Origin of the sequence: Streptomyces sp. NPDC006012 (assembly GCF_042871185.1) — a bacterium.
Lineage (GTDB): Bacteria > Actinomycetota > Actinomycetes > Streptomycetales > Streptomycetaceae > Streptomyces.
In genome coordinates this window covers 94,056-109,201 of the sequence record NZ_JBIAIE010000010.1, presented here as the reverse complement: position 1 = coordinate 109,201, position 15,146 = coordinate 94,056, and the positions used below count along the sequence as shown (strand labels likewise).

Here is a 15,146-nt window from a genome sequence, read left to right as displayed (position 1 = left end):
GTACGGTGGCGCGGTGACGACTCAGGTGATCATTCTCAACGGTGGTTCCAGCTCGGGGAAGTCCGGCATCGTGCGGTGCCTGCAGACGGTGCTGCCGGACCCCTGGCTGGCCCTCGGGACGGACACGCTGGTCGACGCGATGCCGGCGGCCATGCGGGCGTCGGACGGCGGAATCGGGTTCGCCCCGGGCGGAGAGGTGAGCGTCGGGCCTCAGTTCCGCGCCCTGGAAGCGGCGTGGATCGAGGGGGTCGCCGCGATGGCTTACGCGGGCGCACGGATCGTCGTCGACGAGGTCTTCCTCGGCGGCGCCGGCTCTCAGCGGCGGTGGCGGAAGGCCCTGGGAGAGCTGCGGGTGCTGTGGGTAGGTGTCCGGTGCGACGGCGTGGTCGCCGCGGGACGCGAGGTCGCACGCGGCGACCGGATCATCGGGATGGCCGCGTCCCAGGCGGAGCTGGTCCACCAGGGCGTGGCCTACGACCTTGAGGTGGACACCACGCGCACCGAGTCGATGGAGTGCGCGCGGACCATCGCCGCGCACGTCGGGTGACCGGCAGGCGGGCGGTGGCGTTCAGACCTGGGCGAGGCCGCCGTCGACGAAGAGTTCGGCCCCGGTCGTGAACGAGCTTTCGTCGGAGGCGAGGAACACGGCTGCCGCCGCGACCTCTTCGGCGCGTCCGATCCGGCCGAGCGGAATCCTCGGCAGGAAGGCATCCGCGATGTTCCCCTCGGCCGGGGCGCCTGCCCGGCGGAGGCCGGGGGTCTCGATCGGGCCGGGGCTGATGGCATTGACCCGGATACCACGGCCCGCCAGCTCGGCGGCCCAGGTGCGGGCGAGATTGCGGTCGGCCGCCTTGGTGGCGCTGTAGACGCCCATGCCCTCAATTCCCATCGAGGCGTTGGTGGAGGACAGCACGATCACCGACGCACCGTCGACCAGCAGGGGCAGTGCCTTCTGGACGGTGAAGATCGCCCCTTTCACGTTCACCCCGAAGGTGTTCTCGTACTGCTCCTCGGTGATCTCGCCCAGCCGGGCGGTCTCGGCGGAGCCGGCGTTGGCCACGACGACGTCCAGCCGTCCGCTGTGTTCCTTGATCATCCCGAAGAGATGATCCAGATCGTCGAGATGCGAAACGTCGCTCTGGACGCCGACGGCCCGCTCACCGACGGCCTCCAACGCCGCGTCCAGTTCGATCTTGCGCCGACCGGTCAGATAGACGGTGGCTCCCTCGGCGGCGAACCGGCGGGCGATGGCCAGCCCGATACCGGTCGACCCGCCGGTCACCAGGGTCACTTTCCCATCGAGTTGTCCCATGATGCCCACTTCCTTGAGGTAATCAAGTTCCATACATCTGGGGTCTTCTGCTCCCTTGTGCAGCACCAGCACCCGAAGGGGTATTCCGGGTGATATCACCCTTGGGGTCGGCGCCTCGCCGCCCGCCGACCGCGCCAGAGGAAATCCCGGAAACCGATCCGGCACCCACGCAGTCGCGCGATGATCACACCATGACCGAGATCATTCTGATGTCCGACCCGAAGGTGGCGGCCGTGCCCGTCAGGGAGTGCGGCGAGCGACTCGTGGACGTACGCCGCGACAGCGCGCTGCTGGTCGGCGAACAGGACTGGCACGACGCCGCCGGCGCCTTCGCCCATCTGCGCGAAGGAGTGCTCGACCGCCTCGCCAAGGCCGAGGCGGCCCTGCCCGAAGGAACCCGGCTGCTGTTCGTGGAGGGGTACCGCCCCCCGTCCCTCCAGCGCCGCTACTTCGATGAATACGCCGCCCGGTTGCGGGCCGATCATCCCGAATGGGCCGACGACCGGATCCGCACGGCGGCGAGCCGCTACGTCTCACCGCCGGAGATCGCGCCGCACAGCGCGGGAGCAGCCGTCGATGTGACGCTCGCCGATGACGACGGCCGGGAACTCGACCTGGGCACCCGCATGGACGCCACTCCCGAGGAAAGCGCCGGCGCCTGCTACACACAGGCCGACAACATCAGCCGACAGGCCCGGATCCACCGGGAGATCCTGGGCACCGCACTGTCCGCCGCCGGTCTCGTCAACTACCCCACCGAGTGGTGGCATTGGTCCTTCGGCGACCGCTACTGGGCCCTGAAGACGGGATCACCGGTCGCCCACTACGGGCCGCGGGAACTCGGCTGACCGCACGGCGCGTCCCCGGTCGCGGTGCCGAGCCGCCCGTCGCGGCAAGCGTCCGGTCACGGCGGCCCGGCGGGCATCAGCACGGCTTGAGCCGGCAGCCGTGGCTGAGGAGGTTGCCCAGCAGGCCGTCGCGGTCACCGTCCTTGTACGCCTGTGCCAGGCCGGTCAGCCGCCCGCTGTCGTACCGGAGCCGCAGGCCGAGCAGGGGACTGTTGATCCGCGCGTCGGCGGTGGGCAACTGGAGTGGGAACACGGCGCGCAGATCCCACTCGGCCGAGGCGTCCGCCGTACTGACCTTGCTCTCTCCGTCCAGCTCCAGTTCGGCCCTGCCGCCGGTCAGCACCCGCAGCCCGACCGGTACGTCCCGCTCCGGCGTGGCGATCGTTCCCGCCCAGGTACCGGCAGGCAGGTCCAGGGGGTGCGACGCCTCCGGGACCGCCGGACTGATCGACTCGGGGGTGAACCCGGGAACCAGTGCGCCCAGTACCCGCCCGACGACGGCATCACGAGCGGCCTTGCCGGTGGAGTTGGTCAGCACGGCGACGGAGAGGTCCCGCTCCGGCACGGCGACCAGCATTGCGGCGACCCCGCCCATGCCGCCGCCGTGGCTCTGCACCACCGGGTCGCTCGTGCGGGAGACGCACCACCCGAGCCCGTAGCCGAGATGGTCATGGACCGGTAGCGCCTCCCGCACGGCGGCGGCGGTCTCCGGCCTCAGCAGGCGCTCGTAGGACAGCGCGAAGACCGCCAGCTCCCCGGCGGGGGCCCAGCCCAGCGACGCCCCGGGATGGCTGGAGTCGTACGCCGGGTACGCACGGCCGTCGGCGGTGTACCGACTCGCCGTCGGCGCGGCACCCGGGAAGGTGGGACCGAGACCGCAGTGCACGAGCCCAAGAGGTGCGAAGACCCGCTCCCGCACGAACTCCGCCAGGGGCCGCCCGGTCGCCGCTTCCAGGGTCAGGCCCAGAATGCGGTATCCGAGGTTGGAGTACTCGAACCCGGAACCGGGCTCGCGGAACAGGGTCGCATAGCGGTCGGCGTCGATCCGGCGCTCGCCGGGGCCGTAGCGGAAGTCGTAGTGGGCTGCGAGCCCGCCCCGGTGCCGCAGGAGTTGGCGCACCGTCGGAGCCGGACCCGGCCACCGGTACTCCCCCGCCACCGGCCCGTCCAGGTCCAGCAGCCCGTCGTCCGCGGCAAGGCACACGGCGACCGCCGTGATCGGCTTCGTCACGGACGCCAGCGTGTACGCCGTGTCCGGCGTCGCCGCACGCCCCGCCGCGACGTCCGCCCACCCGTACGCCTCGGCAAGGACCACCTCCCCCTTCTCGGCCACGGCCACCGAGACCGACGGACATCCGTGTTCCCGCAACACCTCGGAGCAGTAATCACCCAGCCCGACCACCACGATGCATCCCCTTCGGCTGCGACCACACTCCGACCGGCTCTACAGGCCACAACCCTCGCAGCCGTGGTCGGCAGCCCGCACGCCGGGGGGGATCAGACCGGATCCGCCGTCTGTCCCGTTGCACCGCGCGGCCGCCCTCTCGCCGAGTCGAGGTTCGAGCGTGATCTGGCCGTGTCGGGGTGGTCGGTGCCCAGGACCCGGGTACGGTCCGCCAGTACGCCCGCGAAGAGTTCCACCGCACGGTCCGTCTCGCCGGACGACTCGCAGGCCGCGGCCAGGTTGCTGCGGGAGACGAGGGTGTCCGGATGGTCCGGTCCGAGGATGCGTTCCCGGGCGCCGAGCGTCCGCAGGCAGAGCGCGACCGCGCGCTCCGCGTCGCCGGCGGCACGGTAGGCGCCGGCGAGGACGTTCTGTGCCCACAGGGTGCTGGGGTGATCGTCGCCCAGGGACGTACGACACTGTTCCAGGGTCCGTTCGCACAGCTGAACCGCCCGCCTGAACTGCTGGTCCGCGCGGCAGGCGGAGGCGAGGTTGTGCCAGGCGCGGAGGGTTTCCGGGTGGTCCTCGCCCAGCGAGCGGCGGCAGCGTTCGAGCGTGCGCTCGCACAGCGGGAACGCGTGGTCCAGGTCGCCCAGGACCCGGTAGGCGTCCGCGAGGTCGTTGCGCGCGCTCAGCGTCACCTGGTGGTCCTCGCCCAGTGCCCGCTCACGCGCGTCGAGTGCCGCCTGGTACGCCAGGATCGCCTGACGTGCGTTGCCTGCCACCCGGTAGGCGTGGGCGAGCACGCTCCAGGCGCTGTACGTCTCGATGTGTTCGTCACCGAGCGCCCGCAGGCAGCGGTCGAGCGCCTCCAGGGCCTGCGCCAGGGCCTGCTCCGTGTCGCCCGTCTCCCGGTGCGCACCGGCCAGTTCGCACCGGGTCCGCAGGGTGTCCGGATGGTCCTCGCCCAGCAGCCGGCGTTTCGCCGCGAGGACGCGGGCGAGCCGTTCGACGGCGCGGCCCGCGGCGCCCTGACCGAGCAGGAACCGTCCGGCCATGCCGAACAGCCACACCGACTGCACCGTGTCCGTCTCCGGCGGGGCGTGCTCGGCGAGCGCGTCGATGTGCGGGAGCAGTTCCCGCCAGGCGGACCAGCACGCCGGGTCGGCCCACGCCTGCGGCACGGCTCGCACCAGATGCCCCACGGCGATCTGCCTGGCCTCCTCGATCGCCGTGGCGTCGCGATGCGGATCCCGGGGGTCGGGGGTGCGGGCGACGGCCTGCACCAGTCGGTGCACGGACACCGTCCGGGCCGCCGCGTCGAGGCCGACCATGCTGTGCGCGGCGAGCCGGCCGCGGGCCCGCCGCACGGCGGGCGGCGGGCCGAGCGCGTCCAGCAGGGAGAACGGCACACCGTCGGGGGCGTACCAGGCGAGCACGCGCAGCATCGTGCCGGCGTGCGGGTCGTCGGCGATCCGGTCCAGCGTCACGCGCCAGATCCGGGCCACGGTCCTGCTGCTGTCACCGCCCTCGCCCGAGTCGTCGTACATCTCGGCGGGGTAGCCGGCCAGCAGGCCGAGGTATTCGGCCGGGGTCGTGCCGGTCTCCACGCAGTAGGCGGCGGCCTGTTCGACGGCGAGCGGCAGGTGTCCGAGTTCCTCGCAGACGGCGGCGGCACCGTCGGGTGTCCCGCCCGAGCCGTCTCGGCGGGTGGCGATACGAGTGAACAGGGCGACGGCGTCCGCGGGGTCGAGGACGTCGAGGGCCAGGGGCTCGGCGACGCCGTGCCATCCGGTCGCGCGGCGGCTGGTGATGACGAAACGCCCCGAGGAGGTGCGGTCCAGCAGCCAGGTGACGTCGCCCGGGTCGGACACGCTGTCGAGCACCACCAGCCAGCCGTCGTGCGAGGCCAGCCACTGCACGGCACGCTCGCACAGGGCCTCCTGCGACAGGAAACCCGCGAGACCCGGTTGCAGCGCGGTGGCGAGCGAGGCGAGGCCCGCGTCGACGTCGGCCCGGGTCTCGGCCCCTATCCACCAGACCGGGTTGAACCGATCGGCCCGCCGGTTCGCCCAGTGCGCCGCCAGCGCCGATTTGCCGATGCCGCCCAGGCCGTGCAGTGCCCGGATGACCACACCCCGTTCACGTTCCATCGCCCGGTCCAGCAGGGTGAGTTCGTCGTGGCGGCCCACGAAGCCCAGCCGGGCCGGCACGTTGCCGAGGCGGGGCGGGGAGGGGGCGGCGATGGCGGGATCGAGGGGCAGCACCACCTGCTGGTCGACGTGGAAGGCGACGGAGTGGTCGCCGGTGACGGCCATTGCGACGTCTCCCGACGCGGCGACCGAACGGAGGCCGGAGGACTCGGCAGTCGTATGACTCCCCGATGCTTCCGCCGCCCCGCTCATACGACACATGATGACCTCCGGTACGCCCCGGCGTCACCCGTCCCGTGGCCCGGCGCGGCCCGGCGGCCGGGCGCCGGCCGTCGGCACCGAACCGTTGTCGCGCCCCGGCGGTACGGGAACCTTCGCCGCGCACCATCGGGTGGGGAGCCGCGGCGGGCCGCCGGACACGTCCCGCCCCTGCGTCGCGGGTCGCCCCGGCCGCGGCACCCGCCGCAGGTCAGCGGCGGCTCTTTGCCGTCTGCTGGGCGTCGTTGCACAGGTCGAAGATGGCGTCGGCCAGATCCGGCAGGTCGGTCAGGTCGATGTTCCTGGGGTTGGCGGCGTAGCCGATCAGGCCCAGGAGGCGGTGCACGATGTCGGCCTCCTGCTGCTGGCGCTGCCAGTGCGCGTCGTGGAGACCGTCGTCGACCAGCGGAGGCGGGGTGTTACGGAAACGTGTGTCCTCCTCGACGCACTCGCGCAGCGCCTTGGGCCACACCAGTGGCTGCCGGCGCGGCGCCTTCTCCGGTGCCGCCTCGCCATGGCGGATGGCGTGCATGATCCGGGCCTCGTGCGAGCCGTCGACACGTTGCTGCAGGTCCTCGATGGCGGCGAGTTGAGCGGCCACCCGGCGGATCCGGACGGCGTGGTTGAGGGCCCACTGGCGTTCGGCACGGCGGCTGCGCCGGCCACGGGCGTACTCCACCCGTTCGCTCTGCGTGGAAGGCACCGTGCCGTCGGGACGGGTATGGGAGCGTCCGAGTTGCAGGTGGCGTCGTTCCGCTGCCTGACGTCCGCTCAGTTCCTGCCACTCCGCGATGCGCGCCCAGGTGATCCGCTTCGTGCGCGCCAGCGTGGTGAGCTTCAGTTCGTCGTGGTCGAGTTTCTCGCGGAGCATGCGAATGCCGAGCAGGGCCGCCAGGATCTCCGTTTCCGTGGCGTCGGGCTGCAGTTCGCCCTCGGCCCGCTGGCAGACACGGTCGTAGTTGCGGGCGATGTCCATCAGCCGGCCCGGCGAGTCGCCGTCGGGGCGTGGCAGGCGTCGGGCGCCCGGCGTCTTCTCGGTGAGCACGGCCCAGGCCCGCGCCCTGTTGCGCTGTTTGCGTTCCGCCATCGGACCTTCCGTGTCGTCCGTCGTCTTCATGACGACACCTTGCGTCGTCCGGCGGACGACGTTGCGGGCTCATGAGCCGACGTCGGCACGGCGGCGTCGGTACCGGGAACGGGCGGCTCGGCGGACACGGCGGCCGTCTGCGCCCGACGGCGCCCGGGGCTCCTGCGCCGCCAGGCCGCCCGCGCGGCGCCGACGGCGAACATGGTGAGCGCGAACAGCACGGAAGCCACGTACTGAGCGCCGAGTTCATGGATGAAGGATGTGGACATCGTACGGTCGGCGCACGTCGGGCGTGCGCGCGATGCCTCCCTACGAGGGTCGCTGGTGCACCGGCAGGTCCGCCCCGGACGAGTCAGGCAAAGGCACCAAAACGCGCCCCGAGCGGAACAGCATGCGACGGCGCCGCTACGGCGCGTCTGTGACGGAAGTCTGCCGGGCGTACGTCCCCCGCATATGCACTCCCGACCGACCCGTCATATTCGCCACCCCCCGCCACCCCTCCCCCAAGGGATGAAAAGGGTCAAAACGGTGCAGGAATTTCGTGAAGGAGTGTCGTCGCCCTGATGCGCCGCTCCCCTCGCCGGCACCGCGGATGCGCTCGGATGCGCTCAACTGCCCCGTAAACCGCCCCGGTTAGGGAGAGGCCCGGCGGGGACCGGCTGCCCGGTGTGGTGCGCGGCGCCCTGGTGGAGGCCGGGCGCGCGCGTGGCCGGCCGTGTCCCGTCCGGCGCAGGAGGAACAACTGCGCGCCGTGCACCCCGAGACGGCCGGGCACACCGTGCTGGTGGGCCAACCGTTTCGGAACGCGTTGCCGGTCAGCCGGACGCCGCGGTCGGCTGACCGGACGGCCTCGTGGCTCGCCGCACGGCGAAGGCGGCCGGCCGGCCGGCCGGGATTCAAGGTCCGGCGATCCGAACCCGGTCGCTCTCACCGTCGGACAGGAACGACGCCAGTTCCCGGCCCTGTTCGGCGACGGCGGTTCGGTCGGTGCGGGCCAGACCCCCCAGCGGGGAGACGGTGACGGTGCCGGCACTGACCTTCCAGGTCGCGGCGACCCGGCCGTCGACCAGCACCACGCGCTCCCCGGCGACCGAGAGACCGCGATGGGCGTCGTCGATGATCCGGCTGCGGTCGTGGTAGCCGAGGATGGCGTTGTCGAAGGCGGGCAGGAACCGGACGGGGGCCAGTGTGCCGGGGTCGGGACGGGGTGCGTCGGGCAGGTCGAACAGCTCACGGCCGCGTTCGTCGCGGAAGGTGATCAGTTCCCCGCGGAGCGCGGCGATGGCGGCCGGCAGACCGGCCAGTCCGCACCAGGCGCGCAGATCGGCCGAGGCCGCGGGACCGAAGGCCGCCAGATAGCGCCGTACCAGGGTCCGGCCCACCGGGTCGGCGCCGTCGTGGGCGGCCGGATCGGGCTCGCGGCCCAGCCATGCGGAGAGCAGGACGTTGCGCACCCCTGCCTTGGCACGCCACAGTCCGCGCGGCGGCAGTTGCGCCACCGGGACGAGGGCGGCCACCAGCATTTCGCCCAGGGCCCGTGGTGTCGGTCCCGGCCAGCGCTCGGCGAGTGTCCGCACCAGCTCGGCATTCGTGCGGGACCGGCCGTCGGCCATCACCGCCCGGCCCGCGGCGGCGAGTTCACCGAGATCCACCCCGGTGAACTCGCTGCGGTAGGTCCCGAGCACCCGTTGACGCAGCATCGTCTCGTGCCGGGACCGCCAGGCCAGGGCGTCGGCGGCGGTGAGCAGGTGGACGGTGCGCCGCATGAGGTGGATCCGCACCACGCTCGGCCGGGTCAGCAGGTCGCCGAGGCGGGCGGGGTCGAAGGCGCGCAGCCGCGACCAGAGCCCGACGAACGGCTCCTGTGGTTCCTGGGCCTGTAGGCCGCACAGGTGCGCGACGGCGTCGTGGACGGGGAGGTCAGCTCGTTCGAGGAGCAACTGACGGGCGAGGGTGGCGCGGTTGAGCGCACGGGAGTCGAGGACGGTCATCGGGTCACCGCGGCCCGTTCGCCGGACGGCCGCCTTCGCGGTGCGGCGCGGGATGTACGGTGCGCGGCCGGGCGGGCCGGCAGGTCCCCCTGGTTGCGGTCACGGTCCGCATCGCCGGCCGCTCGGGACACCACGGGGCGCGGGTGGCAGGAGCGCGGGCGGCGGGAGTCGGTCCGGACAGCGGCGCGTTCCGGTTCGCGGGTTCGTTCATGCTTTCTCACGGTGACGCTGTTCCTGTTCTCACGGCGGCGCCGTTCCTTTGGCCGCCGTGCGAGTGGGCGGGGCGATGCCACCTGGACCGGACCGTGGGGCGGCCCGGTCCGGTGGGCCGGTGTCAGGCCGCCTTCCGTGCGTCGAGCGTCTCGCGCAGGATGTCCGCGTGTCCGGCGTGCTGCGTGGTCTCGGCGATGATGTGCAGCAGCGCCCGGCGCGCGGTCCACGCCCGCCCCGGCTCGCTCCAGGGCGCCTCCGGCAGCGGGTGCGTCGCCGAGAGGTCGGGGATGGCGGCGATGACCTCATCACTCCGGGCGGCGACCTGCTCGTAGCGTTTGACGACGCCGTCGAGTGTCTCGCCGGGCAGCATCCGGAACTCGTCCTGGCGGTCGATCAGCCACTTCGGGAGCTCCCGGGCGGTGCCGGAGGCGATGTCCGCCCAGGTGACACCGTCGGGCAGGTCGAAGCTCAGCGCCGAAGGGCCCTCCACGACGAAGCGCAGCCAGCCCTCCTCGACGGACGTGGCGTGCTTGATCAGACCGCCCAGGCACAGTTCGCTGACCGTCGGGCGCTCCCCGGCCTGTGCGTCGGTGAGCCCGTGCGTCGTCCTGGTCAGGGCGGCACGCGCCTCGGCGAGTTCGGCGAGCAGATCGGCCCGTTCGCTGTCGAGCGTCGCGGGCGGCGTGGTCGTGGCATTCACGGTGATCGGGTCCCTCTGTTCGTTCTGGTCCGACGGCGACCACCATCGCAGGGGTAGCGGCCAGGGTGTGTCCGCTACTCGGGGCAGTATGGGTGCCATGCCGAAAACCTCAGCGCGTCTGCTGACCCTGCTCTCGCTGCTCCAGGCCCGCCGGGACTGGCCGGGGCACCTGCTGGCCGAGCGGCTGGACGTGAGTGCGCGCACCGTGCGCCGGGACGTCGGCCGGCTGCGGGAACTGGGCTATCCGATCGAGGCCGTCAAAGGCCCCGACGGGGGCTACCGGCTCGGCGCGGGCACCCGGTTGCCGCCGCTGCTGTTCGACGACGACCAGGCCGTCGCCCTCGCCGTCGCGCTGCGGGCCGCCGCCGCCACCGGCGCGGGCATCGAGGAGGCCGCGGCGCGGGCGCTGACCACCGTCCGACAGGTCATGCCGCCCCGGTTGCGCCATCGCGTCGACGCCCTTGAGGTGACCGCCGTCGAGCGTGCGGGGGCCCGGCCGAACCCGCAGGCCGATCCCCAGGTGCTGGTGGCGCTCGGCACGGCGGTACGGACGCGCGAGGTGCTGCGCTTCGACTACTCCCCCGTCACCGGGCCGGCGGGCGCCACCGGGGCACCGCCGCGCCGGGTGGAGCCGCACCATCTCGTCACCTGGGGCGGGCGCTGGTACCTGGTCGCCTGGGACCTCGACCGGGACGACTGGCGTACCTTCCGGGTCGACCGGATCGCCCCGCGTACGCCCACGGGACCCCGCTTCAGCCCGCGCGACCTGCCCGGCGGGGAGGTAACGGCCTTCGTGACCGCCAAGTTCCAGGGTTCCGACGACGCCGGACGCCGGCCGTGCCGGGGAGAGGTGATACTCGACCTGCCCGCCTCGGTGGTGTCCGCGTACGCCCATGACGGCGTCGTGGAGGAACTCGGCCCCGGCCGTTGCCGGCTGCTCCTCGGCGCATGGTCGTGGCCCGGACTGGCCGCCTCCCTCGGCGGGTTCGACGCCGATCTCCAGGTCGTCGGACCGCCCGAACTGCGTGACGCCTTCGCCCTGCTGGCCCGCCGCTACGCCGACGCCGCGGCCGGGGCGCCCGCCGAGCCCACCGCCCGCCCGCCGGGCGGGTGACCGCGGCCGGACCGGAACGGCGACGCGGGCGGGCGGACGGCCCCGGGCGGCCGACCGGGTGAGAACGGCGAGGTCCGGACCCGGCGGATGGCCGAGGTCCGGGCCCGGCGGGTCCCCGCTCCCCTGGAGCTGCGATTTGGCGGCATCCCGGCGGTGTGGGTGCCGGGCCGGTGGGTACGGTCAGCGTTCCACGGTCGGGTCCCAGGCCGGCCTGGTGGCCTTGGCGAGTTCGTCGATGACCGTGTTGCAGAAGGCGGGCAGGTCCCCGGGGCAGCGGCTGGAGATGAGCTGCCCGTCCACGACGACCTCTTCGTCGACGACCTGCGCGCCGGCGTTGCGCAGGTCGGTGCGGATGCTCGGCCAGGACGCGACCCGCCGGCCGCGCAGCACGTCCGCCTCGACCAAAGTCCAGGGACCGTGGCAGATCGTGGCGACCGGTTTGCCGCTCTCCATGAACTCCTTGACGAACGCGACCGCGTCGGGGTCCATCCGCAGTTGGTCCGGGTTCATGGTGCCGCCGGGGAGGACGAGCGCGTCGTAGTCGGCGACGGCGGCATCGGCGACCTTCCGGTCGACCGTGAACGTGCCGGCGGGGTCGATGTCACTCTGCCGCGCGCTGATCTCGCCGTCGTGCAGTGAGAGCAGTTCGGTCTCGGCCCCGACGCCGTGCAGTGCGCCACGGGGCTGTTCGAGTTCCACGCGTTCGACCCCGTCGGTGGCGAGAATGGCGACCTTGTGGCCGCGGAGTTCGTCGGTCATTGTTCGGCTCCTTGCAGAACGGCATGGCGGCCCGCGAAGGGCGCCCCGCCACGGCCTCTGTCGATCGCGGCGAGGGCCGTCGACAGGTCGACGGCCGCCCGGCGGCACCCTGTCGGGCACCCCTGCACCGCGGCCTCGGGCCCGGCACTGTGCGGGGTATCCCGCTTCGCGCGAAACATGCGCGAACGGCGGCAGAAACCTGAGCGAGCAGCGGGCCGCCAGGTCCCAGCGTCGTACGGTGCGGTCCCGGTCGCTGTGACCGGTGACCAGGACGGTACGCCCGTCGGCCACGCCGGTGACTGCCTGCACCGGCCCGGCAGCCGTGAGCGGCGGGCCGTGGGCCGCCCCCCGAGGCCAGGTCCCAGATCCGTACGGTCCCGTCCCGTCCACCCGCCAAAACCCGGACCCCGTACGCCGCCGGGGCCGTCCCGAGCGCCCCCGACCAGGCCGTACGGCACTCCGGCGGGGCGGCGGACTCCCGGCCCGTCACGAGGTCACTGATCCGTACCAGCGCGTCCTCGCCCAGGCTGAGGGCCAGGGTGCGGCCGGTCACGACCGCGGTGGTCACGGCGTGGACCGTGCCGTCGTGCCGGGTCAGCGGGCGGGCGGTCCGCGGACCTGTGGCCACGTCCCGGACGCGGACGGTCCCGTCGAGCATGCCGCCCCACGGCCAGCCGGTGTCCGCCCAGGGCGGCCGTGGCGAGCGCCGTCAGCGTCCCGTCGTGGCCGGTCGGCGCCGCCCCGGCCCGGCGAGCACGTTCAGCAGCCGCTCGTCCGCCTCCCGGCCGGTGGCCCAGGGGCGACCCGCCACGGTTGCGGCCTCGGTGGTGGCCAGGCCGGGCGGGCCGAAGCGGGCCGCCTCCAAGGCGCCCGTGAAGGCGGTGGCCATGGCCGGTGGGCTGAAGCGGGCCGTCTCCAGGGCGAGCAGCCGGGCCCGGGCAGCGGGCTGCGCGTGCCGCGGCAGGTGCAGCGGGGAGCGGTAGGCCGCCGCGACCCGCCGCTCCCTCGCCTGCGCACCGACGGCGGGCAGCACACGCAGCAGGTCGTCCGGTGGCGCGGCGGCCAGGAACGCCGCATCCGCCCAGGAGAGTGCGGGCACGGTCACCCGGATCTCGCCTTCTCAGTGGCTCTGTCGGGTGACCGTCAAAGGGGCAGGCGCCGGTGACCGCGGCGGGGGCCGCGGCCCGTTTCGGCGTCCAGTGCCAGCACGGTGCCCTTGCCGGTGCCGACGTAGACGATGCCGTCGGCGAGCGCCGGGCTCGTCCCGCCGTCGTCCAGCGCATGCCGCCAGCCGACCGCGCCGTCCGCCAGCGCGACCTTGAGCAGCCGCCGCCCCGCCTTGGCCGTGACGAGCCAGGCCGAGCCGCCGCTGATCGCGACCGACGACGCGCCGTAGGCGCTGGGCAGATGCCACGCCGGACGGCCGGAGTCGGCCCGGCAGGCGTAGGCGCCGCCGTGGCTGTCGCCGACGAGGACCAGGCCGTCGGAGACCGCCGGGGTGGCGTCGATCACCCCGGCCGCCTGGCTGGCCCAGCGGTGCTCGCCGGTGGCCGCGTCGTAGGCGTGGAGTTCGGCCCGTCCGGTGCCGGCGTACAGCGTGCCGTCGACGACGCTCGGGGTGCAGCAGGTCAGCTGGGTGTCGTGGCCGGCGTGGTGCCACAGCCGCCGTCCGCTCGTCGCGTCGAAGGCGCTCAACGCCCCCGTCGCGCCGTGCACATGGACCCGTCCGTCGGCCACCGCGGGGCCGGACGCCGATCCGTCGGGCAGCGGCGCCTCCCAGCACGGCTCGCCGGTCGCGGCGTCCAGCGCCTGCAGCCGGCTCTCGTCGCGCAGCGCACGGGCCGGGTTGCGGACGAGGTACACCAGGCCGCCGTCGGGCACCGGCGCGGCCGAACGCCCTACCGTCCGCTGCCAGCGTTCCCGCCCGTCGTCCGCGCCGATGGCGTGCAGGACGCCGTCGGTCCCGACGACGAACACCTGCCCGCCCGCGGCGGCCGGGCTGCCGGTGAGCCGGCTGCGGGCCGCGAACCGCCAGCGCGGCTCACCCGTGAACGCATCCAGTGCGTAGCAGTCGCCGTCGGTGCAGTTGACCAGGACGGTGCCGGCGCTGACGACGGGTTCGGCGATGACGGGGCCGCCCAGGGCGACGCTCCATGCCTCGAAGCCGGCCGGCGGCCGGCCACCGGGGAAGACGCCGGTGTGTGCCGCGTCGCCGCGGTACATGGCGGCCGGGGCCGCGGCGGTGGGCGCCGCGCCGGGTGCATCCGCGGACGGCGGCGCGGCGGGCCGATGAACGGCCGGCGCCGCGGCGGCGCCGCCGCCTTCGTCACCCGGGCGCGGATCGAGAAGGTCCGCCAGCCGGATCAGTGACCGCAGTTCCTCCAGCAGGGCCGCGTCGTCGTGGGTGAGCGGATCCGTTTCGGGCGGCCGCACCTGGCACAGGTGCTCGCCGTCCACCCGCCACGCGAGCCAGGACCGGTCGTCCGCGAACTCCCGCACGGCGGGTGTCAGCAGCCGTGCGGCGGCCGCGGGGTCCGCGGTCTCCACCACGTGGACCCGGTCGTAGGCCGGGTCGCCGATCTCGTGGAGGTGGCGGCCGGGTCGGTCGCGGACCACTTGTTTCAGCAACGGGACCATCGTGTCGACGGCCAGCCCGTGCCGGGAGACGGCGGTCAGCGGCAGCGCCGCGGACAGCTCCACCAGAAGCACGGTCTGCATGCCGTACCGCGGCTGCCGTGACCATCCGCGCGTGGGCGCGCTGTTCACGCAGTCGAAGACGGTGACCCGGCGCCCCTCCAGCGGCCCGCTGACCGCGAACCTGGCCGCCCACTCGCCTGTGGAAGCGCCGGTGACCGCGTCCCGCCAGCGTTCCAGGAGCGCGGGCTGCTCGTCCTCGTACGTCCATCCCTGCCGCTGCGCCCACTGCCGTCTGCTCTCGGCCTGCCGGCGCAAGTCGGTCCGCCCCGCCATACCCACCCCTGTCCGCCCCGTGAACCCTGTCGCTTCGACACTCCGCTGTGTGGTCGGGATGCCACTGTGTATCACGAGGGATGGTCATGTTCCGGTTCCCGGGTACCGCCTCGTGCGCGGGTGCGCTAGGGGCAGGGTTCGGTCTTCGGCACGGTGGTTCAACTCCGGTTGGTCCAGGGCGGTTTTGCGTTCCAGGCGGAAGGCGTGGTCGGGACGGCGGCCCGCCACGGCTGCCCGCCCCGGTCGGCGGGGCCCACCCCCGTCAGAGAAGTCCTTGCACCGGCCGCGAACTGCTCGACGGTCTCGGCGGGTACCCCCGCCGCGCGGCGCGGTCCGGCGCGGGACGGCGGGTGTGGG

At 73.6% G+C, this 15,146-nt stretch carries 13 protein-coding genes; 3 read left to right on the top strand and 10 right to left on the bottom strand.

Translation table 11 applies throughout. From position 1 onward, the window contains the following. Window positions 1–13 precede the first annotated feature (13 nt). Window positions 14–547 carry a chloramphenicol phosphotransferase CPT gene (cpt, locus tag ACFYPJ_RS19670; protein WP_389018433.1) on the top strand — a complete coding sequence of 178 codons (534 nt, stop codon included), beginning with the start codon at window positions 14–16 and terminating at the stop codon, window positions 545–547. A gap of 21 nt (window positions 548–568) precedes the next feature. Here the strand turns inward: cpt and ACFYPJ_RS19665 are convergent, their stop codons facing one another. Next, window positions 569–1,312, bottom strand: a complete 744-nt coding sequence (locus tag ACFYPJ_RS19665; RefSeq protein WP_389018704.1) for an SDR family NAD(P)-dependent oxidoreductase — start codon at window positions 1,310–1,312, stop codon at window positions 569–571. A 191-nt stretch (window positions 1,313–1,503) separates the two neighbouring features. Here ACFYPJ_RS19665 and ACFYPJ_RS19660 point away from each other — a divergent pair, with 191 nt between their 5' ends. Continuing rightward, entirely contained in the window at window positions 1,504–2,160 is a 657-nt protein-coding gene (locus ACFYPJ_RS19660; protein ID WP_389018430.1) for a M15 family metallopeptidase, read from the top strand. 76 nt (window positions 2,161–2,236) lie between these two features. On the opposite strand, the gene ACFYPJ_RS19655 is transcribed toward ACFYPJ_RS19660, so the two are convergent. From ACFYPJ_RS19655 to ACFYPJ_RS19630, 6 genes are all read right to left on the bottom strand, one after another. Beyond that, window positions 2,237–3,565, bottom strand: a complete 1,329-nt coding sequence (locus ACFYPJ_RS19655) for a serine hydrolase domain-containing protein (protein ID WP_389018427.1) — start codon at window positions 3,563–3,565, stop codon at window positions 2,237–2,239. 92 nt (window positions 3,566–3,657) lie between these two features. Next, complete coding sequence (gene fxsT / locus ACFYPJ_RS19650) at window positions 3,658–5,862, bottom strand: FxSxx-COOH system tetratricopeptide repeat protein (RefSeq protein WP_389018426.1); 2,205 nt, start codon at window positions 5,860–5,862, stop codon at window positions 3,658–3,660. A 304-nt stretch (window positions 5,863–6,166) separates the two neighbouring features. Beyond that, window positions 6,167–7,072, bottom strand: coding sequence for a hypothetical protein (locus ACFYPJ_RS19645; protein ID WP_389018423.1), 906 nt, complete (start codon window positions 7,070–7,072; stop codon window positions 6,167–6,169). After that, window positions 7,069–7,311, bottom strand: coding sequence for a hypothetical protein (locus ACFYPJ_RS19640; protein WP_389018420.1), 243 nt, complete (start codon window positions 7,309–7,311; stop codon window positions 7,069–7,071). The genes ACFYPJ_RS19645 and ACFYPJ_RS19640 overlap by 4 nt, the downstream gene beginning before the upstream one ends. 627 nt (window positions 7,312–7,938) lie before the next feature. Further along, entirely contained in the window at window positions 7,939–9,033 is a 1,095-nt protein-coding gene (locus ACFYPJ_RS19635) for a winged helix DNA-binding domain-containing protein (RefSeq protein ID WP_389018417.1), read from the bottom strand. 334 nt (window positions 9,034–9,367) lie between these two features. Beyond that, on the bottom strand, window positions 9,368–9,946 hold the full coding sequence (locus ACFYPJ_RS19630) for a DinB family protein (protein WP_389018414.1): 579 nt from the start codon (window positions 9,944–9,946) through the stop codon (window positions 9,368–9,370). 97 nt (window positions 9,947–10,043) lie between these two features. Here ACFYPJ_RS19630 and ACFYPJ_RS19625 point away from each other — a divergent pair, with 97 nt between their 5' ends. Next, window positions 10,044–11,060 carry a helix-turn-helix transcriptional regulator gene (locus ACFYPJ_RS19625; protein ID WP_389018411.1) on the top strand — a complete coding sequence of 339 codons (1,017 nt, stop codon included), beginning with the start codon at window positions 10,044–10,046 and terminating at the stop codon, window positions 11,058–11,060. Window positions 11,061–11,240: 180 nt separating this feature from the next. Here the strand turns inward: ACFYPJ_RS19625 and ACFYPJ_RS19620 are convergent, their stop codons facing one another. From ACFYPJ_RS19620 to ACFYPJ_RS19610, 3 genes are all read right to left on the bottom strand, one after another. After that, window positions 11,241–11,819 (bottom strand): type 1 glutamine amidotransferase domain-containing protein, encoded by a 579-nt coding sequence (locus tag ACFYPJ_RS19620; protein ID WP_389018408.1) that lies wholly within the window; start codon window positions 11,817–11,819, stop codon window positions 11,241–11,243. Window positions 11,820–12,528: 709 nt separating this feature from the next. Next, complete coding sequence (locus tag ACFYPJ_RS19615) at window positions 12,529–12,924, bottom strand: hypothetical protein (RefSeq protein WP_389018406.1); 396 nt, start codon at window positions 12,922–12,924, stop codon at window positions 12,529–12,531. Between the two features lie 38 nt (window positions 12,925–12,962). Then, window positions 12,963–14,789, bottom strand: a complete 1,827-nt coding sequence (locus tag ACFYPJ_RS19610; protein ID WP_389018403.1) for a PQQ-binding-like beta-propeller repeat protein — start codon at window positions 14,787–14,789, stop codon at window positions 12,963–12,965. Window positions 14,790–15,146: the final 357 nt, after the last annotated feature.